We start from the raw sequence: 26,979 nt of genomic DNA on the forward strand, positions 1-26,979 counted from the left end.
GTGTAGCCATCCGCCATCATCCCCGCGCTGCCCTCATGCGCACAGTCCCAGAACATGATCCCAGCCTTCGGAAACAGATCCGAAATCGGCATCATCGCAGAGCCAATGATCCCAAACGCATGTTCAATACCATGCATCTGCAAAACCTTAACAAAGGCCTCTTCCGTCGTCATCTTCATAGGGGTGTTTCCTTATCTTCAGAACGCCAAAGCGTTGGTAAATTAGAGTATTTCGTCTCTGAGGTAATAGCCGACATAGGCTATGCGCTGGCCGAGGCGGCGGAAGGGTGTCAGGATACCATGGCTGGGCAGCGGGGACGTAAAGATCGGCAGGGCAAAGGCCTTGTCTTTCTTGCCCGCGATCAGCTGTGCCATACGACGCCCGGCCTGAGCCGAGTACATCACGCCGTTGCCACCATATCCCATCGCGTAGAACACGCGCTGTTTCGGGTCCGGTTGAAAGATACGCGGCATCATATCGTGGCTGACATCGACCCAGCCCCACCACGAGTAATCGAGGTTGATATCCGTCAGCACCGGAAACTTTCGGGCGAGGCCCTTTTTCAGAAGCTCCAAATGTTTTTCGTTCTCGGCGTCTCGTCCTGTTACCGCGCTGCGGCTGCCGATCTGCATCCGGTTGTCAGGCAATAAACGATAATAATGGCGCAGGGTGCGCGTGTCCGTCAGGGGCGATTTGGTCTGAATGCCACACTCATCCAGTTCGGCCTGGGTTAGGGGCCGTGTCACCATCGAGTTGGACAGGATAGGCATCAGGCGGTGCTTTGTGCGCGTGTTCAGACCCGGTGGGGTATAGCCCGCGGTTGCCAAGGCCACCGTTTTGGCGCGGACGATGCCGCCCGGTGTGCGCAGGTGATGCACGCCGTTCTTCGTCTGCCATCCCATGACCGGGCTGCCGGTGTGAATTTTCACCCCCAGACGACGCGCCATGTTGACGTAGCCGAACGCCAGTTTACCCGCATGGATGCAGGTCCCGTCAGGTTCCCACATGGCACCTGCGGCCTCCATATCGCGCACGTGCTTTTCATGCAGCTCTTCCCGAGAGAGGATGCGCGAGCCGTAGCCGAACACATCGTTGAGCAGCTTGCTCTCTTTCTTGAGGGACGGCATGACCTTGTCGCGATGCGCGATGTAGTAGTGGCCGCCTGGCTGCGGGTCGCAATCGATATCATCCGACGCAATCAGATCGTTGAACAGCTGAAACGCTTCTGTGACCTCGGCATGCATGCGCTTGGCCACGTCCGTTCCCCACCGTTCGATCCATTGCGACCGCTTGAGCCGCCCGGATGAGATCTGGGCCTGCCCGCCATTGCGGGTGGAGCAGCCCCATGAGACGGTATTTGCTTCTAAAACAACAGCTTGAATGCCGTGTTCCTTGGCAAGATGAATGGCGGTCGACAGACCGGTATACCCCGATCCGATCACCACCACATCCGCATCCATATCGCTGGACACAGGTCCATCATCGGCCGGAGGTGTTCCGGCCGTTCCAATCCAATACGTGGGCGCGTGGTCGCGATTGTGACCCGGACCCGCATCAATGATCGGGTCATATTTGGGGTCATAACTGGCCTTGGGCCAGTGACGCGGGATGCTGTTATCCACCATTCTTGTTTTTCTCCGAGGCTGCGCGCAGGGCGGCGGATCAGGCTTTGAACATTGGGCGCGCTTTGCGAAGCGCCTGTTTTACAATGATTTTACCGTCACGAACGGTGAACAGATCCGCACCTTCGGCTTCGATCCGCATTCCGTTTGCGTCGGTTCCCGAGAAGGTCCACTCGGATACGGCACGATCACCGTGGACAAAGTGGCTGTGATGATCCCAATGGGCGTCTTTCATGCCTGCCCAGACGCCCGAAAACGCGGCGGCGATGGCTTCGGCACCTTCAACCTTGTTGCCGTATTTCTCGTCACCGGCCACGGTGTAGAACACGCAGTCGTCGGCGAAGTGGGTCATCACGCCGTCGATGTCGTGGCGGTTGAACGCGTCGAACGTGTCCGCCAGGTCCTGCGCGGTCAGGGTTTTGTTCATTTTGTACTTCCTTGTCAGTGGGGTTGTTACATTTCGTCCGGGTTCGGAACGATCAGTGTCGGGATCCTGGAGCGCCGCAAAACGCGTTTTGCGACCGTGCCCAGGAAGGTGTGCGAAAAGCCGTGATCATGCGCCCCCAATACGATCAGGTCGCAACCCAGTTCGACCGAGCGGCGCAGGATCACTTCTGCCGGATGGCCGTCAGTCACCTCGACCGAGGTGACCTGATCGCGAATTTTCCCGTCGTCGCCGTCGAACTGCGCCCAGAACTTGGCTTGCCGCTCGGCCAGAACCTTGCGCACCATCTCGTGACGACGCTCAATGGCGGTCTTGCGGGTCTCTTCGTTCATAATGAAGATTTCCATCGTGATCTTGGCGTCGTCCGACAAGGGTTCATTCACGTGCAACACGTGAATCTCCGCCCCGGTGGCCTGCGCGATGCTGGCGGCATGGCGCATGGCGTGACCCGAGTTTTCGGACAGGTCGGTGGCAAACAGGATGTTGGAGACCATCTGTTTCATGTCGTCATCCTTTCAGATCAGTAGCCAAACAGCCGTGGGAGCCACAGCGACAGTTCAGGGAAGAAGGCGATTATGAAGATCGCCACCGTGTTTGCCGCCGCAAAAGGCAGCGCGCGCAACGAGATCTGTTCGATCGAGATGTTCGAGATACCCGATGCGATGAACAGGTTCTCGCCCAGCGGCGGGGTCTGGAACCCGATGCCCAGCGTACAGACCATCACCACGCCAAAGTGGATCGGATCGATACCAACCGAATACGCTACCGGCAGCATTACCGGAACAAGGATCAGGATGGTGGCCAGTGTTTCCATGAACATGCCGACGAACAGCAGGAAGAAGATGATCAGCGCCCAAATTACATAGAGGTTGTCGGTGAAGCTGAGCATCGAATCTGCGATGATCGCCGGGATCTGGTTTTCCACCAAAAGACGTCCGAACACCGTAGCGGTGAACAGGATCAGCAGGACGCGACCGGTCAGCCATGTGGTGGCTTCAAGCGACTGGAACAGCGACTGCCAGGTCAGTTCGCGATAGATGACTACCCCCACGAACAGGGTATAGAAGATCGCGACGATTGCTGCCTCGGTCGGGGTGAAGAAGCCGGTATAGATACCACCCAAGATCACCAGCGGCGCCATCAAAGACCAGAACCCGCGATACATTTCGCAGCCCACATGGCGGATCGACCAGCCTTCGGCGACGCCTTTGTAGCCGCGCTTTTTCGACATGAAGTAGTTCAGGATCAAAAGGCTGGTGGCGATCAGGAAGGCGGGTACAAACCCGGCAATGAACAGTTTCGAAATCGAAACCGACTGGAAGGTGCCGAATTTCTCGACCGCTTCGGGTGGCGGGGCCATACCGAGCGCGGCAATGCCGAAGATCACCATCGGGATGGAGGGAGGAATGATAATCCCGAGGCCGCCAGAGGACGCAGTGATCGCCGAGGCATAGCCGCGCTCATAGCCGCGGTCGATCATTGCCGGGATCATCAGCATCCCAACAGCCGCGGTTGTTGCCGGGCCCGAGCCCGAAATTGCACCAAAGAACAGACAGGCCATGACCGTTGCGGCCGAAATACCACCGGTGAAAGGACCGGCCAGACTTTCGGCAACGTTGATCAGGCGTTTTGAGATACCGGCAGCCTCCATCAGGGCCCCGGCGAGGATAAAGGCTGGCAGCGCCATCAGCGGGAACGAGCCCACGGATGTAAAGGCGATCTGCACGAATTTGATCGGATTGTCGCCCAGATAGAGAAACGAGATCAGCGACGCGACACCCAGCGCCACCGTGATCGGCGCGCCAATGAGCAGCAAGAACAGAAATGATCCAAACAGGACCGTGACGATTTCGGATTCCATGGTTACCCCTCCCGGTCTCAGTGGTCTTTGGCCGCTTCGGCAGCGGCCTTGATCTCGTCCAGATCGATCTGGTCGGGATCGTGAATGTCCTCGCCTTTGACAAGGCGGCGGTAATTCACCTGAATGATGCGGAAGGTCATCAGCGCAAATGCGATGGGCAGCACCATGTAGATATACTTCATCTCGATGCCCAGTGTCTGGGATTTCCAGAACTTGTTCATCTTGTTGAAAACAAAGTCTGTCGCCAGATAGAGGAAGTAGACATTGAAGAAGAGCCAGAAGAGGTCGGCAAAGGCTTCGATGTATTTAATCGACCCGTCAGGCAGGAATTTGAACTGGAACGTCACGCGGTTATGCGCCCCTTTCAGGGCGGCGTAACTTGCACCGAAATAGACGAACCATACGAACATGTAGACCGAGAGTTCTTCGATCCAGCTGACCGAAAAGCCGAAGACCTCGCGCGCGATGATCTGCACGAACAAAAGGCAGACAAAGCCGGATAAGAGTATCCGGCAGATGACACTTTCTATGTTGTCCAGAAATTTCCAGAACATGTGGTTTCACTCCTCCCTGAGATGAGAAGAGCGCCGTGGCGCTCTTCCCGGTATCGCTCTGCGGCGATTATTGCTGCACCGGCTCGCGGCCAATGGCTTCCAGAACGGTGTTCAGTTTTTCGACGCCACCGATGGAGTCGTAGAACTGGGGCCATACGGCACCTGTCGCCAGTTCGATGAACTCGGCTTCGTCGTTTTCGGGATCGATGATCTCCATACCTTTGGCGGTCAGCTCTTCCTTGATGGCGGCTTCGGAATCCCGCAGGAACTGTGCGGAAGCCAGGGTGGCTTCCTGTCCCGCTTCAAGGATAATTGCCTGATCTTCTGCGGACAGGTCCTGGAAGACCGCTTCTGAAACGATCAGCGGTTCGATCGAGAAGATGTAACGCAGGTTGGTGACGTGGTCCTGAACCTCGTAGAACTTCATCGCGTTGATGGTCAGGTAAGGGTTGTCCTGCCCGTCAACCACCTTGGTTTGCAGTCCGGTGAAGGTTTCCGACCAGGCCATTGGCGTCGGGTTGATGCCCCATGCCTTGTAGGTTTCGATCATGATCTCGTTCTTGGGAACGCGGATGACCAGATCCTGAAGGTCAGCAACCGATTTGACCGGTTTTTTCGAGTTGGTCAGGCGGCGGAAACCGGTATAGGTCCAGCCGATGATGCGCACGCCGGCATCACGGATGGTGTTTTCGACCAGTTCCTGACCGATTGGGCCCTGGGTCAGCTTTTCGGCATCTTCCAGGCTGAGGATCACGTAAGGCAGCGTGAAAACACCGACCGAAGGCGAGAAGGGCGTGATGTTATTGATCGCCAGCAGCGACATATCCAGCGTGCCGATCGCCGCCTCGTTCACGGTGTCCTGTTCGGACCCCAGCTGACCGTTCAGGAACAGCGTGGCGGTGTGGGCACCGCCCGATTTCTCTTCCAGCGCCTTGACGAAGGCGATGCCCAGAGCTTCCTGTGCGCTTCCTGCGCTATCGCCCACCGCGATCTTGAAGTTCTTCGCATCAGCCGTGCCTGCAACCATCAGTGCAGCAACGGAAACGGCGGCGCTGATGGTGCCAAGCTTTTTGATAAATGACATGGATGTCCTCCCATTTGTCGTGTTTCGAGGTGCGCGATGGCCTGGGGAGAAGGTGGCCAGTCCGATTCTGCCTCGGCCACAAGAGGCTATCTTGCCAACATGGTTTCGTCGTTGTTAATATTTGCGCGAAAGGTTTCACAAATTTCGAACTTATAATATGAGACAGAACCCACTGGCCACCCGCATCGGGGACACGGACATTCGCCTTCTTCGGGTTTTCAAAACCGTTGCGGAAAGCGGAGGGTTTTCGGCAGCAGAAATTGAGCTCAACATCGGGAAATCAACAATCTCGAAACACATATCGGATCTGGAGCTTCGGCTGGATCTGAAGCTGTGCAACCGTGGCCCGGCGGGTTTTTCCCTGACTGAAGACGGCGAGAAAGTGCTGGCCGCGACAGACGACCTGCTGATTTCGGTTTCGCAGTTCAGAACCGAAGTCAACGAGATCAAGCAGCAACTGGCAGGAAGTATCCGCGTGGCGCTGTTCGATCAATGCACCACGAACCCCGAAGCGCGCCTTGCGCGCGCCATTCACAGCTTCAACGAAGCCGCCCCTGCCATCCAGATCGAGTTGTCGATTGAACCGCCTAACGTCATTGAGACCTTGGTTATCAGCGGGCAGCTGGATGTCGGGATCATCGCCCTGCACCGCCCCTCGGCAAGCCTGCATTATGCGCCGCTTTATGGGGAAAACATGTTTCTGTATTGCGGGCAGGCCAATCCGTTGTTCAGCCAGTCCGCTGACACGCTGAGCTTGCGGGACATTCAGGCGTTCAACTATGCGGGTCTGAACGTGAACTCGCCCAACCTGATCTACGGCCAGCAACTGGGGTTTCGGCGCGCCGCCAAAGTGCAGAACGAACAAGCCCTTGCAATACTTATTCTGTCGGGCAGCTATCTGGGCTTTCTTCCGGACCATCTGGCGCAGGAATTTGTTGATAAGGGGCTTATGAGGCAGGTGATGCCGCAGGAAATCAAATACAGAACGCGCTTTGCGGCGGTGACGCGGAAACAGCCGGATCCGACACGCGCGGCCAAACTGTTTCTGGAAACCCTGCTGAGCGTCCATTCCGAAGTGCCCTGAGCCCGGCCTCGTCGCCTGTTTGCGCGAGGGCACCCCGTTTATTAACCGAAGACATGCGCCAGCCGGGGGCGCACGGCCGCGCTTGTCGTGTCCACTAGGGCGAAAGGCACGGGGAAAATTGGTCGAAAACGTCTGATTGAAAACAAATTTGACTTGGCAATTCCAGTTTGATTTCAATCGGCGAAGACCATCACCTCTTGCCCCCAGATAACCGGAGAGCTGCATGTCATCCGACCCTGTTGCCGCCTTGCGCAATCAAACTGATCACGAGGCGCAATCATGAGCCGCGATGCCTTGCTGCAACCTTATCAGCTAAAGCGCCTGACGCTGAAAAACCGGATCATGACAACCAGTCATGAACCCGCCTATCCCGAAGGTGGGATGCCGACGGAACGCTATCGTGCCTATCACGAGGTGCGGGCCAAAGCGGGGGTTGCGATGACCATGACGGCGGGGTCGGCCGTTGTCAGCCGCGACAGCCCGCCTGCGTTCAACAATATCCTGGCATACAAGGACGAGGTGGTCCGCTGGATGGCGGAGCTGACGGATGCCTGCCATGCCCATGGCTGTGCGGTGATGATCCAGCTGACCCATTTGGGGCGGCGCACGGGCTGGAACAAGGGTGACTGGCTGCCGTCCCTGTCGCCGTCGCACGACCGGGAACCAGCGCACCGGGCCTTTGCCAAGAAGATGGAAGATTTCGACATCGCGCGGATCGTGACCGATTACGCCGATGCCGCCGAACGGATGCAGGCCGCCGGGCTGGATGGAATTGAATTGCAGGCCTACGGTCATCTGATCGATCAGTTCTGGTCGCCGATGACCAATCGGATGGAGGCGCCCTTTGGAGGCAATCTGGACAACCGGATGCGCTTTGGTTTCATGGTTCTGGACGCAATCCGCGACCGCGTCGGGAGCGATTTCATCATAGGGGTCCGTTACACCGCCGATGAGGTGGAAAAGGGCGGCATAACCGAAGCGGAAGGGCTGGAGATTGCCCGAAGGCTGCGCGACAGCGGTCAGGTCGATTTCCTGAACATCATTCGCGGGCGTATTCATACCGACCCGGCCATGACGGACGTGATCCCGGTTCAGGGCATGAAAAGCGCACCCCATCTGGATTTTGCCGGGCGGGTTCGGGCCGAGGTTGGGATGCCGACCTTTCACGCCGCGCGCATTCCCGATGTGGCGACGGCGCGGCATGCGGTGGCCTCGGGCCTGCTGGACATGGTCGGCATGACCCGCGCGCATATGGCAGATCCGATGATCGTTGCCAAAATCCGGGCTGGACGGGAAGAGGACATCCGGCCCTGTGTCGGTGCCACTTACTGTCTTGACCGCATTTATCAGGCGGGTGAGGCGCTGTGTGTCCACAACCCGGCCACCGGGCGCGAATTGTCGATGCCGCATCTGATCCCCACCGCTGAAACGCGCCGCCGCGCGGTGATTGTGGGCGCAGGCCCCGGCGGGCTTGAGGCGGCGCGGGTCGCGGCCGAGCGCGGGCATGACGTCACCGTTATTGAGGCCGCCCCCGCACCCGGCGGTCAGGTGCGGCTGACCGCGCAGTCCCCGCGCCGGGCCGAGATGATCGGGATCATCGACTGGCGCATGGCCCAATGCGCCGCACGCGACGTGACATTTTGTTTCAACACCTTTGCGGACGCCGATGCTGTAACTGCGCTTGCGCCGGACATGGTGGTGATCGCAACCGGCGGATTGCCCGAGGTGACGGTTCTGGAGGCGGGTAACGATCTGGCGGTTACTGCCTGGGATATCCTGACCGGTGATGTGCGCCCCGGCGACAATGTCCTTATCTATGACGATGCAGGGGATCACCCGGCCCTGATGGCGGCTGAGGCTATCGCGCAAGCGGGGGGGCGGGTAGAAATCATGACCCGAGACCGCAGTTTTGCCCCCGAAATCATGGGGATGAACCTGGTGCCCTACATGCGCGCCCTGCAAAAGACCGGTGCCGAGTTCACAGTCGCCCGGACGCTGAAATCATTGGTGCGATCAGGCAATCAGCTGGAGGCAGCCATTGGTACGGATTACTCAGACCTGATAGAAAAGCGCCTGTATGATCAGGTGGTTGTCAATCAGGGTGTTTTGCCGCTGGATGATCTGTACTTCGATCTGAAACCGCTGTCGCGAAACTTGGGCGCCGTGGATTATGAAGCGCTGGTCGGCGGGTCCGGCCCCGTGTTTCCGCAATCGGTCCCAGAGGCGGGGTTTGATCTGTACCGGATCGGCGATGCCATTTCATCACGCAACACGCATGCCGCCATTTATGATGCGCTGCGCTTGGGGCTTCGATGGTGAGGCCATTGAAAAACCCCCCGGCCAAGCACGCCACAAACAGCTTTTCACCTGACAGTCAGTCAAAGGACCGGACATGAGCAACACAGAGGTCATCGAAACCGTTTGGATTCCCATGCCGGACGGCGCAAAACTTGCGGCACGGCTTTGGCTGCCCGGCTCGGCCCGAGCAACGCCCGTTCCCTGTGTTTTGGAATACATCCCCTATCGCCGCCGGGATCGCACCCGGATGCGGGATGAAAGCATGCATCCGCATTTCGCCGCTGCAGGCTATGCGTCGATCCGGGTGGACATCCGCGGCTATGGCGACAGCGACGGGATCCCCGAGGATGAGTATTCGCATCAGGAGATTCAGGACGGGCACGACATCATCCAGTGGATTGCCGATCAGGACTGGTGCGACGGAAATGTCGGAATGTTTGGCAAAAGCTGGGGGGCGTATAACGCCTTTCAGGTGGCCGCTACCCGCCCGCCTGCGCTGAAGGCGATTGCGCCGGTGATGGGAACGGATGACCGCTGGCGCGAGGATATTCACTTTTACGGCGGCTGTCTGGCCAATGACAATTTCTGGTGGGGCTCGATCATGCAGCTGTACAATGCCATGCCGCCCGACCCCGAGATTGTGGGCAAAGATCGCTGGATCGACATGTGGCGCGCACGGTTGGAGGGGGCTGAATTCTGGCCCGCCATGTGGCTGGAACATCAGACCCATGACGACATATGGCGGCGCGGTTCGATCTGCGAAAACTACGCGGATGTCGATGTGCCGGTGTATTTCTTTGGCGGATGGATGGACCTGTATCGCGACACTCCTTTCCGCATCGCGGAACACCTGAGCGGGCCGGTCAAGATCCTGATGGGCCCCTGGGCGCATCTGTACCCGCAAGAAGGGGTGCCGGGGCCCCGGGTCGATTTCGTCGGCGAGGTGATCCGGTTCTGGGACCATTGGCTGAAGGGGATCGACACGGGCCTGATGGACGAGCCGCCCTTGCGGTTTTTCCTGCAGGACAGTGCCGCCCCGTCCGGAACACATGTGCACCGCGACGGGCAGTGGATCGAGGAGCCAAGCTGGCCATCGCCACATGTCAAGGACCAGCCCTTGTGGCTAAATGACGGAACGCTGGACGCCTCCGCCGGGTCGGGCGGGGAGATGTCGGTTTGTTCGCCGCAGAATTTCGGGGCCGCAGCGGGCGACATGTGTTCCTTTGCAATACCCGGAGATATGGCGGCAGATTGCCGGATCGAAGCCGCAGGGGCGCTGCAATTCAAAGCAGAGCCACTTGGAGAGCCGATCGATATTCTGGGCCAGCCCTCGGTAGACCTGACAGTTTCTGCCGATCGGGCGCAGGGTTTTGTTGCGGCCTTGCTGGTGGATGAGGCCCCGGATGGCGCGCAGACATTGATTGCACGCGGGTTCTGCAATCTGACCCACCGGATCAGCGACACTGAACCGACACCGATCACACCCGGCGAAGACATGCACGTGACTGTCCCGCTTTATGGAACCGGTTATCGGGTGTTGGCGGGTCATCGCATCGTTCTGCAAATCGCGTCCGCCTATTGGCCGGTCCTGTGGCCAGCGCCCGAGCCGGTTACGCTGACGATCCAACCCGGCACATCGCGGCTGATCCTGCCCGTGCGCAGCCAGCATGATGACGCGCCAGCCCCACGCCCCTTGCCCGAACCTCGGGGTCCCGACGTCGCCCCGCGGAAGACGAACGTTCGCTCCGGTTCGATGGAGCGTTCGGTCCACACCGATCTGACCAATGGCGAGGTGACACACAGGTATTTCCTTGACGGGGGTGTCTTTGGGCCGGTGGGCGATATTCGCCTCGACGATATCGGCACGGTGCTGAGCGATATGTCGGATCGACGCTATACCATCCAGCCGGATGATCCGTTGTCGGCAGTAGCCACAATGGAGCAAACCGCCGGTTTCGACCGCGAGGGGTGGTCCGCCAAGATCTGGACCTGTTCCGAACAAAGGGCGACTGCGACCGAATTTCACCTGACCGCTCGCCTAAAGGCGTGGTCGGGTGACGACCTGATCTTTGAGGAAGAACAGTCTTTTGTCATCCCCCGCAACGGGATGTAGGCGCAGAATGGTTTACAGACCTGCCGTCTTGTGATGCGTGGGCTGGTGTTCCCCTCGCGGGATCGAAATTGTTCAGGGCTCTCATCCGGGGGCAACGTGCATCAATCGGAACCTATCTTTGAGCGGGATTGCAAAACCCTGTAGCAATGACGAAAGAAAGCAGGACGAAGGAGAGTTGCCTTGACGAGTTTTTTTGAGAACCTGCGCGCCCTGCGGCATGAGTTTCACCGCAACCCCGAGCTTGGCTTTCAGGAGGACTGGACCAAGGCCCGGATCGCCGATCACCTGAGAAGCCTTGGCATCGAAGTGCATGAGGGTGTCGGCGTTGTTGGTGTTCTGCGAGCGGGCCATGGCAACCGGTCCATCGGTCTGCGCGCGGATTTCGACGCCCTGCCCATTACCGAGGCCAACAACTTTGCCTACAAGTCTCAGAATCCGGGCGTGATGCACGCCTGCGGCCATGACGGCCATACGACCATGCTGCTGGGCGCGGCCGAGCTTTTGGCCAGGGATCAGGGCTTTGACGGCACCGTTGTCTTCCTGTTCCAGCCCAATGAGGAGCACGGGCTGGGTGCGCGGGCGATGATTGATGAAGGCGTCCTGCGGGATTTTCCGATTGACGAAGTCTATGGCGCGCACAATCTGCCGGGCGAACCCGTTGGGCGGGTTTCAACCCGCGCCGGTGTTGTTTGTTGCAGCGAAAGCCTATTCCAGATCACAATCACTGGTCAGGGCGGCCATGCCTCGATGCCCCATGTCGGGCGCGAGACACTTACGCCCGCAGCAGAGCTTGTTCTGGCCTTGCAAACCATCGTTTCGCGTAAGCTTGCCCCGGCGTCTGGCGCGGTCGTTTCCGTGACCGAGTTCATCACCGATGGGCAGCGCAACGTCCTGCCAAGCCGAACGGTGTTGAAAGGGGACGCACGGGCGATGTCCCCCGACGACCGCGCGCGGATTGAACATCACATGCGGCAGATTGCAGCAGGCGTGGCGGAAAGCCACGGTGTCGCGGTGACGGTGGAGTTCCAGACCGAATTCATCGAGGCAATCAACGATGCCGACGCCGCAACCCATGTGGTTTCAGCAGCAAAAACGCTGGGTTTGGAGGTTGACGGCGACCGGACCGCCATGTCGTTTTCCGAGGATTTCGCGGAATTTGCGGCAGCGGTTCCGGGGTGTTTTCTGCTGATCGGCAATGGAACCGAGGGGTCGAATGGCCGCCCCCTGCACGCGAATGACTATGATTTCAACGACGCGCTGCTGCCATTGGGAGCAAACCTGTGGGCCGAACTGGTGCGGCAACGCCTGCCTGTGACCACCTGACTGTGCAGGACGATCCATAGATTTTCCGGATCGCCCGCTCAGGTCGTGCTGAAAATTCGCTATCGGATGCCGGTCTTTTCCAGAATGATCAGCGTGCTGCTTCGGTGGGCGCGCATGCCGAACCCGACCATTCAGCGCCGGATGCGCCGGTCAGGAACCCGTCGCTTAGCCTTATACCGGGATCGGCGGCGCGCAGCGCATGTTCCAGATCGCCCCGGTCAAGTTGCCCATCCAGCCGCTGTCGGTAGAGCGCGCAGAGCCTTGGGAACCCCTGAGATTGCGGCGACAGGCGCAGGGCCGCGACGCCAGCACTTTGCAGCAACTCGATCTGATGATCCGTGCAGGCATAGCTGTCTGACAGGGTCTGCACACCGTTCATGGCCATGAACGGCTGTCCATCGCCGGTCAGCACTTCCAGCCCGTCGGGATCGTTTTCGCAGGCAAACTGGCAATTATCCTTGCTGCGCCCATGCAGGCGCGCGTGGTAACACCGGCCGGAGATGGCCAGCGGCAGGCGACCGTGGCCCCAAACCTCGACCGCGACACCCAGACCGGCGGCGGCCTGTGCCAGAACCCTGACCGAGGCGATTGGCAGTTCCGGTGGCAGGCATATGCGGCGCGCCCCACGTGACGCCAGCCATGCCAGTGTGCCTTCGTTATAGACATTGATCAGCGGTCCGACATCGAAAGCGGTGTTTTCGGGCAGATGCGCCAGCGCGGTCAGATCGTTGATCTCGACCGTGACCCCCAGATCGGCCAGATCGGCGGTCAGCTTGTGTTCACGCTTGAGCGTGACCAGTGCAAGACTGGTCAGCGCAACCTGTTTGCCTGCCTCAACCAGCCGGGCAATCGCGTCGGGAATCCGGTCCTGATAAAACGGCAGGCGCTTGGAACAAACCAGCTCGCCCAGCACGATGCGGTCGACGGGGGTTTGGGCCAAATCCTCGTAAAAGGATGTCCAGCTATCGGCGGGCCAGAAAAACTGGTTGGGGCCAACGGTCAGTTCCATCGCGCTATCTCCAGGTTTTTTTGTATGCGCCGGTTGTCATGGCCTGCCCTTCGGACAAACGGGCCAGCATCCCCTCGGGCAGAGGGCGCCCGGCCTCAAGCGCGTCGACAGCGGCACGGAAGTTCCGAACCACCTGCGCAACGTAGGATTTCGAGCGCTGGCGCCCTTCGATCTTCAGCGCGGTAACGCCGGCCTTCTGCAATTGCGGGATCAGCCGTTCCGCATTCAGGCTGACGGGGTCTTCGAACAGGTGGCCCGTCTTTTCACCTGCGGAAAAGCACCCTTTGCACAATGTCGGATAGGGTGCCGGCTGATTTCGTTCGACCCGGTGGATCAGGTAACCGCCCAGACGGGTGTTCAACGCGCCCTTGTCGTTCTGGTATTCAACATGGCTGGCGGGCGAACAGACGCCATTCATGTTCGGAGACAGCCCGGTGGCATAAGAGGACAGCGAACAGCGACCTTCGGCCATCACGCAGAGCCCGCCGAACACAAAAACCTCGGTCTCGACTTCTGTTTCGGCGTTGATGGCGGCGATTTCGGGAACCGACAGCACGCGCGGCAGGACCACACGTTTGACGCCGAAGGTTTCGGCATAGAAGTTGATCACATCGGCATTCGCCGCCGCGGCCTGCACGGACAGGTGCCTGCGCAGCCCCAGATGGTTGCGCGCGGCATAATCCAGCAGCCCGATATCGGCGAGGATCACGGCATCCGCGCCGCAGGTTTCCGCGTCGGCCACCGCGCGATGCCAGATTGCTTCGCTGCCGGCGCGGGGAAACGTGTTGATCGCAACCAGTACCTTGGCCCCGTGGTCATGGGCAAAGGCAACACCCGCGCGCATTTCGGCCCGGTCGAAGTTCAGGCCCGGAAAGTTGCGCGCGTTGGTTTCGTCATTGAAGCCGCAATAGACTGTATGCGCCCCGGCCTTGACGGCTGCGCGCAAGGCGGCGGGCGTTCCTGCCGGGCAGACGATTTCCATCACCATAGTACAGCATCTTCCGGTCGAGTCAGGTACAGGCCGGTTCGACGTTCCACCAACGCGATCAGCTGCTTCAGCGGGCGCGCAAGCGGGCCGGAGAGGGCTGCGGCCTCGTGCGCGAGGTCCAGTTCCGCGTCGTCTATTGCGTTGCGCAGGGCCAGCGCCGCGGCCGTATCGCCCTCGATCACCAGATCACGTGAGAAGAACAGTGCATCGCCGTCAAATGCACCGTGAACCAGCCCAAGAAGGGCCGCCAGAGGGCCGGAAATACGCGCAACCCCTGACCCGCTGCGCCGGGTCAGTGTCACCTTTGGGGCACCGCCATTCGGATCAAGCAGCAGGACAACAGGCAAATCCGTCGGATCAAGAACGAAAACTGATCTTCCGTATGCGCCAAGCCGTTGAAACATTTCCGGGTTTTTCTTTGCGACCCGGCGCGTGAAGACCGTCAGCGACAGCGACAAGGGGCCAAGCGGCACTATCCGAAACATGGCCGCCAAAGCCGCCGGGCAGCGCGGTATCGGGTTCTGAGGAACGGGCAATGAGACCTCCTGCTGTCTCAACATTATGACCTTGGATGCCTTCCTAGGGCGATCGCGGCTGGGGTGACTTGACGGTTGTCAATTCGACCCCTCGCTTTCGTTGCTAGAGGGTGGAAACCACCGTCGGAGCAGTCCCATTCGCACCCTGCCGCAATATCCCAGCCTTCGGCATTTTCTGAAATGGTGCGAAGACACCGGACAGTTCAGGCGCATCCCTGATCCGGTTTCCGTACGCCATCAGATGACCGCTGTTCACCGCGCCGTGCTTGAGGCGGGTGGGCCGGTTCTGCAATTTGACCACCCGACAGACGTGTCCACTGATCGGTTCGATACCCCCGTCGTCGTCAACCTGTTCGGAACAGCGGAACGGGTTGCTGCCGGGCTGGGTGTCACACCCGCCGGGCTGGACGATCTGGGGGCCTTTCTGGCCGCGCTGCGGTCCCCGACGCCGCCGGACGGAGTGCGGGACGCGCTGGCCAGATGGCCGATGCTGAAGGCGGCCCTGTCGACCCGACCGAAACTGGTCAGAACTGCCCCGGTGCAAAGCCTCTGCCACAGCGGAGCGGATGTGGATCTGACCGCGCTGCCAATCCAGACCCACTGGCCCGGCGATGCGGGGCCGCTGATCACGTGGCCCGTGGTTCTTACCCGGCCCTACGGCAGCGATGCAAACGCGGCGCAAGGCTATAACGCGGGGGTTTACCGTGTTCAGGTGCTGGACCGGAACCGTGTCATCATGCGCTGGCTGCCTCATCGCGGCGGCGCGGCGCATCACAGGAGCTGGGCGAGGTGCGCCGAAAAGATGCCCGTCGCCATTGTGCTGGGCGCAAACCCCGCGACTTTGTTATCGGCGGCCTTGCCCTTGCCAGAAACGGTATCCGAGCTGACATTTGCCGGTGCCCTGAACCAGAAGCGCCCACATCTGATCCCGGCCAGAACCATCCCCATGTTGGTCCCTGCTGACGCCGAGATTGTTCTGGAAGGTTGGGTTTCACCAAGCGAGACCGCCCCCGAGGGGCCTTTTGGGGATCACACCGGCTATTACAACCCGGCTGAACCCTTTCCGGTGATGCAGGTCAGCGCTGTCACCCATCGGGACGCGCCGCTGTATCTTTCGACCTATACCGGGCGGCCACCGGACGAACCGTCAATCATTGGCGAGGTGTTCAACCGCCTGGCCCTGCCGACCATCCGCGCGCAGATCCCCGAAATCCACGATCTTTGGCTGCCGCCCGCCGCCTGTTCCTATCGAATGGCAATCGTTGCCATCGACAAACGGTATCCGGGGCAGGCCCGGCGCGTGATGATGGCCCTGTGGGGAATGCTGCCGCAATTCAGCTATACGAAAATGATCATCGCGGTCGATGCCGATATCGATCCCCGAAACTGGGAGGATATTGCTTGGGCGCTTGCCACTCGCATGGACCCGGGCCGGGACGTGATGGTGCTGGACAGGACACCTATGGATTATCTGGATTTTGCATCACCCGAACCCGGTCTGGCCGGAAAAATCGGCATCGACGCCACGACGAAACTGGGCAGTGAAACGCTGCGGGAATGGGGGACTGTGATGCACACTGCGGATGGAGATCACGCCTTTGCGGAAGACCTTGTAAACCGATTGATGCCGGAGCTGAGAGCATGACAAACGCCCGTGTTGTTTTGGGGGTATCCGGTGCGTCAGGCGCGGCGTTAAGCCTTGCAGTGGCCCGGTGCCTGGCGTCATCGGATATCGAGGCCGATCTTGTGGTCAGCGCAGCCGGGATGCGGACACTTGCGCAGGAATGCGGCCCGGACGCTTTGCAAAACCTGCGGCAACTGGTGACGCGGCATCACCCAAGCGCCGATATCGGTGCCAGCATTGCGTCCGGGTCGGTTCCGGTATCCGGCATGATCGTTGCGCCCTGTTCCATGCGAACGCTTGCCGCGATTGCGCATGGGCTGGACGATAACCTGCTGACGCGCGCCGCCAGCGTTCAGCTCAAGGAACGCAGGCCGTTGGTTTTACTGACACGAGAAGCACCGCTGACCCTGGCCCATTTGCGCAACATGACGGCGGCGGCAGAAATGGGCGCCATCATCCTGCCCCCGGTTCCTGCGTTTTATCTGAAGCCCGACGCCCTGATGGATATCGTGTCCCAGATCGCTGCACGCGCGGTGGACTGCCTGCGCATTTGTGACCCGGTGGCGCAGCAATGGCGCCCGCAATGCGCAGGTGAGTGAGTTCGGGCGCCTCCGGCGGGAGTATTTGGAAAAAGATGAAGTCGCCTGAAGTGCCGAGACGAGACATCTTTTGGAGCGTCTTATTGGCCTTGCCTGCCTGTAGACGGGTTTTGAGCGTTAACACCGCAGTCTGGCGCCTGTCGGGTCAAACGGTGCCTCGGCCAGTACGCGCGCCTTGTGCGGTTTGCCGATGACCTGAATGACCACCTCATCGCCCGGCTGTGCCGTGTTTGGGTTGCGGAACCCCAGCGCCAGCGATTTCCCGACCGAATAGCCGTATGCCCCTGAAGTGACACGGCCCAGGGGCGTGCCATCGGGGGTAAAGATCGGCTCGCCCCCGGTTGCGTCGGCATCTTCTGTCACATCCAGTTCGAAGACGGACAGCACCTCGCGCGCGGGGTTGTCCTTGACGGACAGATAGGCGTCTTTGTGCAGGAAATCCTTGTCCAGTTTGATCAGACCCGCCAGCCCGACCTCTTGCGGCCAGTATTCCTGAGAATACTCGCGCCCCCACGAGCCATAGCCCTTTTCGATCCGCAGCGCCCCCAGCGCGCGCGCGCCCACCGGACCGCCACCACAGTCTTTGGCGGCCTCAAGCAGGGCGGTGTAGAGCGCCACCTGATCCCCCTCGGCGCAGTGCAGTTCCCAGCCCAGATCGCCGGTAAAGCTGACCCGGATGGCCACGCATTCGACGCCAGCGACCGTGATTTTCTGCGACCGCATGAAGCGGAACGCCTCGTTCGACAGATCGGCATTGGTCAGGCGTGCCAACGCTTCGCGTGACCTGGGGCCTGCGATGTTGAACCCTGCGATGCGGTCGGTGGCGACCTCAAGCGTGGTGCCTTTGGGCATATCGACCATGTTGAAGAAGCGCTGATGATAGCGTTCGGCCATGCCGGAGCCAATCATCATGTATTCGTCTTCGGCCAGCTTGGTGATGGTGAAATCGCCCGCCACGCCACCGCGAACCGAGATCAGCGGCGTCAGGCAGCTGCGCCCCACTTCGGTGGGCACCCGATTGGCCGCCAGACGGTCCAGCCAGTCATGGGCACCGGGGCCCTTGATCACGTAATTGGCGAAGTTCGAAATGTCGATCACGCCCACGCTGTCGCGCAGCATCTGCACCTCACGGCCCACGGGCACCCACCAGTTCTGGCGGGTAAAGCCGGTGGTCTCTTCCACCTCGGGCTCATCGGCGAACCAGAGCGGATGTTCCCAGCCGCAATTGAGGCCAAAGACGCACCCCATCTGTTTCTGCATCTCATAGGCGGGGCGCAAACGGGCCGGGCGGCCTGCGCTGCGTTCCTCGTTGGGGAAATGGATCTTGAAGCGGTGGGTATAGGCATCCTGAACGCGGGCCTTGGTGAATTTCTTGTCGGCCCAGTCGCCAAAGCGGGCCAGATCCCAGGCGAACATGTCATATTGCGGCTCGCCCTCGATCATCCATTGCGCCGCCAGCAGACCCAACCCACCGGATTGCGAGAAACCGGGGATCAAACCACCGCAGAGGAAATAGTTCTTCAGCTCAGGCACCGGCCCCCAGAGCATGTTGGCGTCGGGCGACCAGATCATCGGCCCGTTGATCACGCGTTTAACCCCGGCTGTGGCCGCGACCGGCACGCGTTCGGTGGCGCGGATCACGTTTTCCATGATCCGGTCCAGATCGTCGGGGAACAGATCATGGGCAAAATCCAGCGGCGTGCCGTCTTCGGCCCAGAATTTCATGTCTTTCTCATAAGCCCCGATCAGCAGGCCGTTGCCTTCCTGCCGGAAGTAGTATTCGCCGTCGCGGTCAGCGATCGAGGGCAGACGGCGCCCCAGGCTGGCGACCTCGTCGATGCTTTCGGTCACGAAATACTGATGCTCGGTCGGTTGCAGCGGCAGGGTCAGACCCGCCAGCGCCGCCACCTCACGCCCCCAGAGACCGGCGGCGTTGACAACCCATTGGGTGTGAATCTCGCCTTTGGGCGTGCGCACGATCCAGCTGCCGTCGGGCTGTTGTTCGGTCCCTGTCACCGGGCAGAACCGTTCGATGGTGGCCCCCATGGCGCGGGCCCCGGCGGCATAGGCGTGCGGCACGCCCGACGGGTCGACATTGCCGCCATCGGGTTCGTACATGATGCAGCGGATGTCATCGAACTGCGCCAGCGGATGCAGTTCCTTGGCTTCTTCACGGCTGACTTCGTAGAAGTTCAGACCATAGAACCGGGCCTTGGCCTCTTGCAGGCGCAACTGTTGCTCACGCTCTTCGGTCTGGGCCAGATAGAGCGAGCCGGGCTGGAATACGCCGCAGCTTTGGCCGGTTTCCTGTTCCAGCTGTTTATACAGATTCATCGTATAGTGCTGGATGCGGGTGATGTTGTTGTTATCGTGCAGCCCGTGAATATTCGCCGCTGCGTGCCAGGTCGAACCGGAGGTCAACTCGTTCCGTTCCAGCAGGACAACGTCGGTCCAGCCAAGCTTGGCCAGATGATACAGGATCGAACAGCCGGCAAGGCCCCCTCCGATCACGACAGCTTGTGCATGGGTTTTCATGAGTGCTTGTCCCTTGGTCCGCCGCAGCTCAGGCGGCGATTTCTTTCATGACAGCCAGAAATTTGGCGACTTCGCCGATTGAGTTGTAGTGGCACATCGAGACCCGGACGCAGGCGTCATAACCCAGCGGCGTCAATATGTTGCCAGAATAGTGGTCGGCCTTGCGCAAATGGGTGCGAATACCTTCATCGTTCAGCCGTTTGACGACATCCGCCGAGGCCACGCCCTGTACGCGCAGCGACACCAGCCCTTCGCGTGCGGGGTTGTCGGCACCGCCCAGAATGGTGACTTTCTCCATCTCGGCCAGACCGCTCAGGTTGCCGGTGCCGTGGATCATCGCGTCGGTCAGTGCCTTTTCCTGCGCGTGAATGGCGTCACCCGCTGCCAGAAATCTGGCACGCCGGTCGGTGGCGTCGCTGACCTGACTGCCAAGCCATTCGAAATAAGACACAACGTCGGACATGGTCGCATAAGCCCCGGTGTCGCGTGTGCCCATTTCCCAGTTATCTGCCGGGCCGTCCAACAGGGCATTGTGTTCAAGCCGCGTCAGCCGGTCGGAAATCCACGCCACGCCGTAGCCATGGCGCGAAAACACCTTGTAGGGCGAGATCACGTAGCCGTCGACGTCATACGCGCTGAGATCGATCCGGCCATGGGCGGCGTGCTGGATGCCATCGACAATTATGAAACAGTCTGGCGCCACGGCGCGGATCGCTTGTGAAACTGCGGCCACATCAACGCCCATGCCCGTCACGGGTGAGGTGTGCAGGATTGTCGCCACTTTGGTGTCGGGTGTAACAGCTGCGGCATAGGTCCCGGCTGTCACGGTGCCGGTGTTGTCATCGTGGGGCACCAGCACATGGGTCTGCCCGGCAATACGGGCCCAGCGATCACAGGCTGAGCGTGTGGCGGGGTGTTCCAGTGTCGACCCCAGCACAATCCCCGGACCGGTTCCGAGACAGGCGTTCATGATCAGCCGGAACAGAAGTTCTGTGCCGCTTTCACCCACAAAGAACTGACCACCGGGTGCATTCATGAAATCCCGCATATCGGCCTTGGCCGCGTTGATCGTTGCAACCAGAGCATGAGACCCCGGATTGTCACGCCCCTGATTGTCCGGGATTGCGGCGTGACGCGCCGAGCTGTCTAGCACGGATTTCAGTGTCAAAGCCCCACCGGCGTTTTCGAAAAATATCCGCTCGCCCTGTTCGGGGCAGTGATCAATCTGGGCAAAACGGTCGCGGATCTGGTTCAGCAGATTTTCCGAAACTTGACTCATGAAAAGAGGCACCTTTGTGTTTTGTGAACGTATGATGTTTCAGACAAGCCTAAGATGGTTTCCCCGCAGGGCTGGCCAAATCTCCCGTAACCGTGCGGATGGTTCAACATGTGCTTCATTCCCGAGCGGCCCTTATTCCGACTATGGCGTCGAGGGCACGGTATCTTGTTCTTTTGCGACGTAAATACAGTCACGTCTGCGACACGGCGCGTTGGGTTAGCCAGATTTCCCGCCCCATGTGTCGGGGCGAACCTGCCTTTGAGGCAGGCAGCCATCCGACGTGGGTTCCATGCTTTTGCCTGATCCGCGGCTATAGCAGATCAAACAACCGCCCCGGAACATTTCTGTGCCTTGGCAGGTCAAGCGCCCGCATTAGGGCAAACATCATGGCCTGATTGGACGTCACAACAGGTTTATCAAGGGCCGCTTCGATCCGGTCTATGGCCTCGACCGCGCGCATGTCGGTGCAGCTGAGTATGATGGCCTCGGCCTTTGGGTGGTCGGCCTGCATGGCAAGGTCGAAAACCTCGTCCGGGGTCAGTTCTCCCTGCCCGTAATTGCCCAGCTCGCGGCCGATATCGGCGCATTTCACCGTTGTGATCTGGTTTTGCGTCAGAAAATCCATGGCCTGCGTGTTGATCTCGCCCAGATAGGGTGAAGAAAAACCGACGCTGGACACGCCGAGCTCATGGATCGCACCAACCAGCGCCCCTGCGGCGGTAATACACACGGCCCCCGACGCAGCCCTGATGTCCTGCGCCAGCTGGTGATCAAAGAACGGGCCATGGGTCAGCGTGGCCGAGGTACAGCCATAGAGCACCACATCGGGCCGAACGCCCGAGATCATCTTGAGGTCATGGCTGATATCCGAGGCCCCCAGACCCGCCATCTGATCCGAGCCGGGGATCTCATCCACGTCATAGCCACCCATTCGCTGAAAATGCACCGTCGTGTCCGGGCAGCGCATCAGCATCATGTCAGCTTCGAGATTGGTGTTGGTAAAGGGCACCAGCACCCCGATTTTGGCCCGTGTCCGGGTTTCAAAGGTCATGACGTCACCTCTTTCAGAACAGTCAGGCAGCGCTCCATCACTGCCGTGTCACAGATCGTGGCGCGCAGGCAATCCGCGAGGCAATAGCCGCCCATTCCGCGCATGAGCAAACCCGCTTTGCGCAACGCTGCATCCGCTTTTTGCGCGGTGGCGGCATCGGCAAATCGGATCAGGACAAAATTGGTGTGGCTGTGCGGAACAGATAATCCCAGCGCCCGGCACCCGTCGGCAAAGCGATCCCGGATGGCGGCGGTTCTGGCAACCGTGTTGCGCATGTGGGGCTGATCTTGCACCGCTGCCGTTGCCATGGCCTGAGAGGGGGTCGATACGTTGTTGGGGTTGAGCAGTTTTCGCAGCTCAATCGCGACCTCAGACGGGAACAGACCCCAACCCACGCGCGCGCCCGCCAGACCGTAAGCCTTTGAGAAGGTGCGTATGACCACAGTATCCCCACGTGCGACGAGGGCAAAGATTTCAGCCGGGTCGTGGTCGCGATCAGCGAATTCTGCATAGGCCTGATCGACCACCAGCAGCACGTCCTCGGGCAATGTGTCGCGCAGGCGGATGATCTCGGCATTCGGGATCAGGGTGCCGGTCGGGTTGCCGGGGTTGCAGACAAAGACGATCCGGGTATCTGGCGTAACAGCCGCCAGAATGTCGTCGACCGAGACGGTCAGATCAACCTCGCGCGCTTTCACATAGTCTGCACGCACCTGCGCCGTCGCTGATGCCACATAGGCATAGCCGTAATCCGTGCCCAATACATGGTCGCCCGGCCCTGAATAGGCGCGGATAAGGCAGCCGATCAACTCCATCGATCCGGCACCGCACAGGATGTTGTCGGCTGACACCCCGTGCACCTGAGCGATGGCGACGCGTAGGTCCGACCAGTCGGGATCGGGGTAAAGCGGCATCCGGTGCAATGCCACCTTCCCCGCCGCAATTGCGGCAGGGCTGACCGGAAAGGCGCTTTCATTCTGGGCCAGAGATACAGTGTCCGGGCCGCCCAGATCGGCCAGCGCATAGGCCGCCATGGCACGAATGTGATCAACTGCGCGGATCATGAGGCACTCCCATAGGCTTTGGCCCCTTCTTCCGTGACCAGCCCGCGCCTGAGGTCCAGCGCCAGCGCCTCTGGGTCGCGCGCGGCCGGATCGCCAAAGCCGCCGCCGCCGGGGGTATCGAAGATCAGGTAGTCGCCACTTTCCACACGTAGCTCACCCTTGCCCGGAATGTCGCCACTGCCATCGCGGAACCGGATACGTCCCGGCGCGCCGGGCAGGCCGCCCATGCGGCCCAGAGCGGGGAATTTCAGACGTTCGACCGACAGGAAGACGATGAAGGGGGCATCGTTGGCGGACGTCATCTCGATCCGCTGCCCCAATCCGCCCCTGAACTGGCCTGCGCCGCCCGAGTCGGGCAACAATTCGCGTCGCCACATGATCACCGGTGCGACACTTTCGGTTATTTCGACCTGCGAGCCGAACACCCCCGAAGGGTAGGCTGTCGCAGACAGGCCATCCGCATGGGGTCGCGCCCCGGTGCCGCCGTTGTGAACGGGTTCGATGGCAAATTCACGCCCGCCATTCGCCGCCACTTCGGGCGCGTGGCGCATTGGCAGATCGAACATACACGAGGCCCCTTCGGCGGGCACCTGATCGGGCAGCGCCTGATGCAGGCAGCCCAAAACCAGATCCGGTGTAACCTGCCCCAGCGTATGCCGCATGGCCACAGGCACCGGATGCTGGGCGTTCAGGATGCAACCTTTGGGGCCGTCCACCGTGAAAGGTTCCAGCGAGCCCGCGTTGTTCGGGATATCCGGTCCGACGATGCAACGCAGGGCAAAGACCGTATAGGCGGTCGCATAGTTCAAAGGCACGTTGATGCCCTTTTTCGAACACCCGGACGTGCCCGTGAAATCGACATGCATCCCGTCTTTGGTCACAGTGAGCGTTGCGTGCAGCTCCAGCTCTGCCTCATAACCGTCCATGCGCAGCACGTTCTTGTAAACGCCCTCGGGCACCTCGGCGATGGCCTGCAACGCACCTTTACGCGAGGTGTCGATGATATAGGTGCCAAGGCTGTCCAGATCATCGATCCCGAACTCGTCCATCATCGCAACAAGGCGGTTCACCCCGGCCTCGCAACAGGCGATCAGGGCGTAGATGTCGCCCTCATTGGCCACAGGCTCGCGCGAGTTGGCGCGGATGATATCCATCAGCAGCGCATTGGGCGTTCCGGCCTCGACCAGTTTGCAAGGCGGGATCAGCAGGCCTTCGTCATAGATGTCCGAGCCTTCAGGCCCCATACCCAGACCGCCCAGATCCACCAGATGCGAGGTGCAGGAGGTAAAGCCCACCACCCTGCCATCCTTGAACGCGGGCATCATCAGCAGGAAGTCGTTCAGATGCCCCGAGGCCAGCCATGGGTCGTTCGTCATGTAGATGTCGCCGGGGCGCATGTCCTGCACCGCGAAACGGGCGCGCAGGTGCAGCACGGCCTCGGCCATGGTGTTGATATGGCCCGGTGTTCCGGTCACAGCCTGCGCCAGCATCCGGCCATTCACGTCGAATATCCCCGCGGAAATGTCGCCGCATTCGCGCACGATGGGCGAGAAAGCCGCGCGGATCAGGGTCTGGCCCTGTTCTTCGACCACAGCCAGCAAGCGGTTCCACATCACTTGCAGGCGGGCGGGGGACAGTTCAGCGGTCATCATGCGCCTCCTTTCTGGTCCTGTATCAGGACAAGGTTGCCGATTGCATCCATCTGGGCCGAGAAATCGGCGGAAACGAGTGTGGTTGTTTGCGGTTCATGGATCAGCGCGGGGCCTGCCACATGGTCACCGGGGCGCATATCGGCGCGGGCGAGAAAGGCGGCCTGTTTTACCGTGCCATCCAGATCACAGGTGATGGGGCGTGTCTGCGTGACCTGAAATGCGGTTTTGCCCGGCGTTTCTGACACCGTGGGCACCGCTTTGTCCGGGGTGGCAACGCGAACGGCCCAATTGAGGATCTCGATCTTCATCCCCGGCACAGGGCGTGAGAATTGTTTGCGGTATTCCCTTTCGAATGCGGCTGTCAGCGGGGCGATATCCTGGCGCGTCAGGGCGCGATCCGGCAAGGTAATCTCGATCTCATGCCCTTGCCCGCTATAGCGCATGAAGGCGGTGCGCAGGGTTTCGGTGGGTGCATCCCCTGCCCCTTGGGCGACGACCTCTTTTGCTTCGGCAATCATCGTATCGAACAGGGCGTTCAACCCGTCCATGTCCATGCTGTCGAGCAGGGAAAAGCGCGAGCGGACGATTTCGAAGGACACCGGGGCAAACAGGAACCCAACCGCCGAACCGACGCCGGGATTGGGCGGGATCACGATATGCGAAACACCGGCGGACCGGGCGACGCGGGTGGCATGCAGCGGCCCGTTGCCACCAAAGGCAATCATGGTACGCGGGCCAAGGTCCTTGCCGCTTTCGACCGCGTGCATCCGCCCGGCGCTGGCCATGCTTTCGACAACGATGCGGCTGACCCCATCTGCCGCACCTGTCGCATCCAGCCCCAGTTTTTCCCCGATCACACGTCTCAGGGCGGCCTTGGCGCCAGCAGGGTCCAGCTGGATATGCCCCTCGGCAAAGGTGTCGGGCACGATATAGCCCAGAGTGATGTCACTGTCGGTCACGGTCGGATCGATGCCGCCGCGCATGAAGGCGACCGGTCCGGGTTCCGAGCCTGCCGACTTCGGCCCGACTGTCAGACGCCCGAGACGGTCAACACCCGCGATCGAACCACCACCAGCACCAATTTCTATCATCTCGATCACCGGAATGCGCACCGGCATTCCCGACCCCTTGATAAACCGTGCCGCGCGGGCGATTTCGAAAGAGCGGGATGTCTGAGGGCGCGCCTTGTCGATCAGGCAGAGCTTGGCCGTGGTGCCACCGACGTCAAATGACAGGACCTGATCCAACCCGGCACGCGCGGCGATGCGGGCGGACAGAATAGCCCCACCGGCAGGGCCGGATTCCACCAGACGAATGGGGAAACGCGTGGCGGTGTCGATCGTGCACATACCACCGCCTGCCGTCATCATCAGGATCGGACAGGTTACGCCCTCGGCCGTGAACTGATCCACAAACCGGGTCAGATAGCTATCCATCAGCGGTTGAATATAGGCGTTGGCTACAGTGGTGCAGAGCCGGTCAAACTCACGCGCTTCGGGGCTGACATCGGACGAGATCGAGACGGTCAAACCGGGGCGGTGTCGCGCCAGAAGATCGCGCAAACGCCATTCGTGGGTCGGGTTGGCGTAAGAGTGCATCAGGCAGATGGCCACCGCCTCGGCCCCGCTGGCGTCAATCTCGGCCAGCAACCGGTCTACTTGCCCTTCATCCAGTTCAATCAGCACCTCGCCTTCTGCCGACATGCGTTCGCGTATGGTCAACGAGCGTTCGCGCGGCACCAGCATGTCCGGCTTTTCAAGATTGATGTCGTATTGGGAATACCGACGTTCGTACCCGATATCGAGAATATCGCGGAATCCTTCGGTGCAGACCGTGGTCACGACCGCCCCGCGCCGTTCGATTAGCGCGTTGGTTGCCAGAGTTGTTCCGTGAATGAATCCGGTGACATCTTTCAGCGACCGGCCAGTCTGCGCCATGACTCGCCGCGCGCCTTCCAGTGCGCCTTCTGCCGGGTTCTGGTGGGTGGTCAGGGTTTTGGTGGAGGCCAGTATCGTCTCATCACCCGAGACCAGGACCGTATCGGTAAAAGTGCCGCCAATATCGATGGCGAGGCGCAGAGCGGTTGTCATGAGGTATTCCGTTGTCGTCTGAAAGCAGGCAGGCAGAACGGCCCCGAAGGGCGGTTACCGGCGCGTCGCGACCAGATCACAGCCGGTCGCACGGCGATCAAGACGGGTGGGGATACACTGACAAGTCATACAGTTTTGTCCCCTACTGCGCCCCGCTTCACTAGCAGA

At 60.4% G+C, this 26,979-nt stretch carries 22 protein-coding genes; 6 read left to right on the top strand and 16 right to left on the bottom strand.

The window, feature by feature from the left end:
* The 7 genes from AC2FLU_RS00520 to AC2FLU_RS00550 all read right to left on the bottom strand — a co-directional run.
* A partial coding sequence (locus tag AC2FLU_RS00520; RefSeq protein WP_496808467.1) for a thiamine pyrophosphate-binding protein occupies positions 1-179 on the bottom strand: 179 nt, incomplete at its 3' end.
* A gap of 42 nt (positions 180-221) precedes the next feature.
* A complete protein-coding gene (locus AC2FLU_RS00525; protein ID WP_496811757.1) occupies positions 222-1,625 on the bottom strand; it encodes an NAD(P)/FAD-dependent oxidoreductase in 1,404 nt (467 codons plus the stop codon).
* A gap of 37 nt (positions 1,626-1,662) precedes the next feature.
* Positions 1,663-2,049, bottom strand: a complete 387-nt coding sequence (locus AC2FLU_RS00530; protein WP_480477499.1) for a nuclear transport factor 2 family protein — start codon at positions 2,047-2,049, stop codon at positions 1,663-1,665.
* 26 nt (positions 2,050-2,075) lie between these two features.
* Positions 2,076-2,570 (bottom strand): universal stress protein, encoded by a 495-nt coding sequence (locus AC2FLU_RS00535; protein WP_480496051.1) that lies wholly within the window; start codon positions 2,568-2,570, stop codon positions 2,076-2,078.
* A 17-nt stretch (positions 2,571-2,587) separates the two neighbouring features.
* Positions 2,588-3,928: a TRAP transporter large permease gene (locus AC2FLU_RS00540; RefSeq protein ID WP_480496053.1), complete on the bottom strand. Its 1,341-nt coding sequence runs from the start codon at positions 3,926-3,928 to the stop codon at positions 2,588-2,590.
* A gap of 17 nt (positions 3,929-3,945) precedes the next feature.
* Positions 3,946-4,482, bottom strand: coding sequence for a TRAP transporter small permease (locus tag AC2FLU_RS00545; protein WP_209507931.1), 537 nt, complete (start codon positions 4,480-4,482; stop codon positions 3,946-3,948).
* A gap of 67 nt (positions 4,483-4,549) precedes the next feature.
* A complete protein-coding gene (locus AC2FLU_RS00550; RefSeq protein WP_480496057.1) occupies positions 4,550-5,566 on the bottom strand; it encodes a TRAP transporter substrate-binding protein in 1,017 nt (338 codons plus the stop codon).
* A 157-nt stretch (positions 5,567-5,723) separates the two neighbouring features.
* Here AC2FLU_RS00550 and AC2FLU_RS00555 point away from each other — a divergent pair, with 157 nt between their 5' ends.
* The 4 genes from AC2FLU_RS00555 (at position 5,724) to AC2FLU_RS00570 (ending at position 12,384) form a co-directional block, all read left to right on the top strand.
* The gene (locus tag AC2FLU_RS00555) at positions 5,724-6,650 is read left to right on the top strand and encodes a LysR family transcriptional regulator (protein WP_496808450.1); all 927 of its coding nucleotides are present in this window, start codon (positions 5,724-5,726) and stop codon (positions 6,648-6,650) included.
* 279 nt (positions 6,651-6,929) lie between these two features.
* Entirely contained in the window at positions 6,930-8,969 is a 2,040-nt protein-coding gene (locus tag AC2FLU_RS00560) for an oxidoreductase (protein ID WP_496811758.1), read from the top strand.
* Between the two features lie 73 nt (positions 8,970-9,042).
* Positions 9,043-11,061 carry a CocE/NonD family hydrolase gene (locus tag AC2FLU_RS00565; RefSeq protein ID WP_496808452.1) on the top strand — a complete coding sequence of 673 codons (2,019 nt, stop codon included), beginning with the start codon at positions 9,043-9,045 and terminating at the stop codon, positions 11,059-11,061.
* Positions 11,062-11,241: 180 nt separating this feature from the next.
* Positions 11,242-12,384: an amidohydrolase gene (locus AC2FLU_RS00570; protein ID WP_496811759.1), complete on the top strand. Its 1,143-nt coding sequence runs from the start codon at positions 11,242-11,244 to the stop codon at positions 12,382-12,384.
* An 88-nt stretch (positions 12,385-12,472) separates the two neighbouring features.
* On the opposite strand, the gene ubiV is transcribed toward AC2FLU_RS00570, so the two are convergent.
* Genes ubiV through ubiT form a run of 3 tightly spaced genes read right to left on the bottom strand, consistent with a single transcriptional unit; the run spans position 12,473 to position 14,917 of the window.
* The gene (gene ubiV, locus AC2FLU_RS00575) at positions 12,473-13,393 is read right to left on the bottom strand and encodes a ubiquinone anaerobic biosynthesis protein UbiV (RefSeq protein WP_496808453.1); all 921 of its coding nucleotides are present in this window, start codon (positions 13,391-13,393) and stop codon (positions 12,473-12,475) included.
* Positions 13,394-13,397: 4 nt separating this feature from the next.
* Positions 13,398-14,375, bottom strand: coding sequence for a ubiquinone anaerobic biosynthesis protein UbiU (gene ubiU / locus AC2FLU_RS00580; RefSeq protein WP_496808468.1), 978 nt, complete (start codon positions 14,373-14,375; stop codon positions 13,398-13,400).
* Positions 14,375-14,917 carry a ubiquinone anaerobic biosynthesis accessory factor UbiT gene (ubiT, locus tag AC2FLU_RS00585; protein ID WP_480496068.1) on the bottom strand — a complete coding sequence of 181 codons (543 nt, stop codon included), beginning with the start codon at positions 14,915-14,917 and terminating at the stop codon, positions 14,375-14,377. Before ubiT ends, ubiU begins: the two co-directional genes overlap by 1 nt.
* A gap of 136 nt (positions 14,918-15,053) precedes the next feature.
* Between ubiT and AC2FLU_RS00590 the strand changes: the two genes are divergently transcribed.
* Both AC2FLU_RS00590 and AC2FLU_RS00595 read left to right on the top strand, forming a co-directional pair.
* Complete coding sequence (locus tag AC2FLU_RS00590; protein ID WP_496716425.1) at positions 15,054-16,562, top strand: UbiD family decarboxylase; 1,509 nt, start codon at positions 15,054-15,056, stop codon at positions 16,560-16,562.
* On the top strand, positions 16,559-17,140 hold the full coding sequence (locus AC2FLU_RS00595; RefSeq protein WP_496808454.1) for a UbiX family flavin prenyltransferase: 582 nt from the start codon (positions 16,559-16,561) through the stop codon (positions 17,138-17,140). The genes AC2FLU_RS00590 and AC2FLU_RS00595 overlap by 4 nt, the downstream gene beginning before the upstream one ends.
* 117 nt (positions 17,141-17,257) lie before the next feature.
* On the opposite strand, the gene AC2FLU_RS00600 is transcribed toward AC2FLU_RS00595, so the two are convergent.
* The 6 genes from AC2FLU_RS00600 to AC2FLU_RS00625 form a co-directional block, all read right to left on the bottom strand.
* Entirely contained in the window at positions 17,258-19,675 is a 2,418-nt protein-coding gene (locus tag AC2FLU_RS00600; RefSeq protein WP_496808455.1) for a GcvT family protein, read from the bottom strand.
* A gap of 28 nt (positions 19,676-19,703) precedes the next feature.
* Positions 19,704-20,954 carry an aminotransferase class V-fold PLP-dependent enzyme gene (locus AC2FLU_RS00605; protein WP_496808456.1) on the bottom strand — a complete coding sequence of 417 codons (1,251 nt, stop codon included), beginning with the start codon at positions 20,952-20,954 and terminating at the stop codon, positions 19,704-19,706.
* Positions 20,955-21,264: 310 nt separating this feature from the next.
* Entirely contained in the window at positions 21,265-22,005 is a 741-nt protein-coding gene (locus AC2FLU_RS00610; protein WP_496808457.1) for a maleate cis-trans isomerase family protein, read from the bottom strand.
* Positions 22,002-23,069, bottom strand: a complete 1,068-nt coding sequence (locus AC2FLU_RS00615) for a pyridoxal phosphate-dependent aminotransferase (protein ID WP_496808458.1) — start codon at positions 23,067-23,069, stop codon at positions 22,002-22,004. The genes AC2FLU_RS00610 and AC2FLU_RS00615 overlap by 4 nt, the downstream gene beginning before the upstream one ends.
* Positions 23,066-24,718 carry a hydantoinase B/oxoprolinase family protein gene (locus AC2FLU_RS00620; protein WP_496808459.1) on the bottom strand — a complete coding sequence of 551 codons (1,653 nt, stop codon included), beginning with the start codon at positions 24,716-24,718 and terminating at the stop codon, positions 23,066-23,068. Before AC2FLU_RS00620 ends, AC2FLU_RS00615 begins: the two co-directional genes overlap by 4 nt.
* Positions 24,718-26,811, bottom strand: coding sequence for a hydantoinase/oxoprolinase family protein (locus AC2FLU_RS00625; protein ID WP_496808460.1), 2,094 nt, complete (start codon positions 26,809-26,811; stop codon positions 24,718-24,720). The genes AC2FLU_RS00620 and AC2FLU_RS00625 overlap by 1 nt, the downstream gene beginning before the upstream one ends.
* Positions 26,812-26,979: the final 168 nt, after the last annotated feature.

The sequence above is a fragment of the Ruegeria sp. SAZD013 genome (assembly GCF_059612525.1).

What these genes read in the sequence shown, in the direction of transcription:
- AC2FLU_RS00525 (WP_496811757.1), bottom strand. Translation starts at nt 1,625, where the DNA reads ATGGTGGATAACAGCATCCCGCGTCACTGGCCCAAGGCCAGTTATGAC.
- AC2FLU_RS00530 (WP_480477499.1), bottom strand. Translation starts at nt 2,049, where the DNA reads ATGAACAAAACCCTGACCGCGCAGGACCTGGCGGACACGTTCGACGCG.
- AC2FLU_RS00535 (WP_480496051.1), bottom strand. Translation starts at nt 2,570, where the DNA reads ATGAAACAGATGGTCTCCAACATCCTGTTTGCCACCGACCTGTCCGAA.
- AC2FLU_RS00540 (WP_480496053.1), bottom strand. Translation starts at nt 3,928, where the DNA reads ATGGAATCCGAAATCGTCACGGTCCTGTTTGGATCATTTCTGTTCTTG.
- AC2FLU_RS00545 (WP_209507931.1), bottom strand. Translation starts at nt 4,482, where the DNA reads ATGTTCTGGAAATTTCTGGACAACATAGAAAGTGTCATCTGCCGGATA.
- AC2FLU_RS00550 (WP_480496057.1), bottom strand. Translation starts at nt 5,566, where the DNA reads ATGTCATTTATCAAAAAGCTTGGCACCATCAGCGCCGCCGTTTCCGTT.
- AC2FLU_RS00555 (WP_496808450.1), top strand. Translation starts at nt 5,724, where the DNA reads ATGAGACAGAACCCACTGGCCACCCGCATCGGGGACACGGACATTCGC.
- AC2FLU_RS00560 (WP_496811758.1), top strand. Translation starts at nt 6,930, where the DNA reads ATGAGCCGCGATGCCTTGCTGCAACCTTATCAGCTAAAGCGCCTGACG.
- AC2FLU_RS00565 (WP_496808452.1), top strand. Translation starts at nt 9,043, where the DNA reads ATGAGCAACACAGAGGTCATCGAAACCGTTTGGATTCCCATGCCGGAC.
- ubiV (WP_496808453.1), bottom strand. Translation starts at nt 13,393, where the DNA reads ATGGAACTGACCGTTGGCCCCAACCAGTTTTTCTGGCCCGCCGATAGC.
- ubiU (WP_496808468.1), bottom strand. Translation starts at nt 14,375, where the DNA reads ATGGAAATCGTCTGCCCGGCAGGAACGCCCGCCGCCTTGCGCGCAGCC.
- AC2FLU_RS00595 (WP_496808454.1), top strand. Translation starts at nt 16,559, where the DNA reads ATGACAAACGCCCGTGTTGTTTTGGGGGTATCCGGTGCGTCAGGCGCG.
- AC2FLU_RS00600 (WP_496808455.1), bottom strand. Translation starts at nt 19,675, where the DNA reads ATGAAAACCCATGCACAAGCTGTCGTGATCGGAGGGGGCCTTGCCGGC.
- AC2FLU_RS00605 (WP_496808456.1), bottom strand. Translation starts at nt 20,954, where the DNA reads ATGAGTCAAGTTTCGGAAAATCTGCTGAACCAGATCCGCGACCGTTTT.
- AC2FLU_RS00610 (WP_496808457.1), bottom strand. Translation starts at nt 22,005, where the DNA reads ATGACCTTTGAAACCCGGACACGGGCCAAAATCGGGGTGCTGGTGCCC.
- AC2FLU_RS00615 (WP_496808458.1), bottom strand. Translation starts at nt 23,069, where the DNA reads ATGATCCGCGCAGTTGATCACATTCGTGCCATGGCGGCCTATGCGCTG.
- AC2FLU_RS00620 (WP_496808459.1), bottom strand. Translation starts at nt 24,718, where the DNA reads ATGACCGCTGAACTGTCCCCCGCCCGCCTGCAAGTGATGTGGAACCGC.
- AC2FLU_RS00625 (WP_496808460.1), bottom strand. Translation starts at nt 26,811, where the DNA reads ATGACAACCGCTCTGCGCCTCGCCATCGATATTGGCGGCACTTTTACC.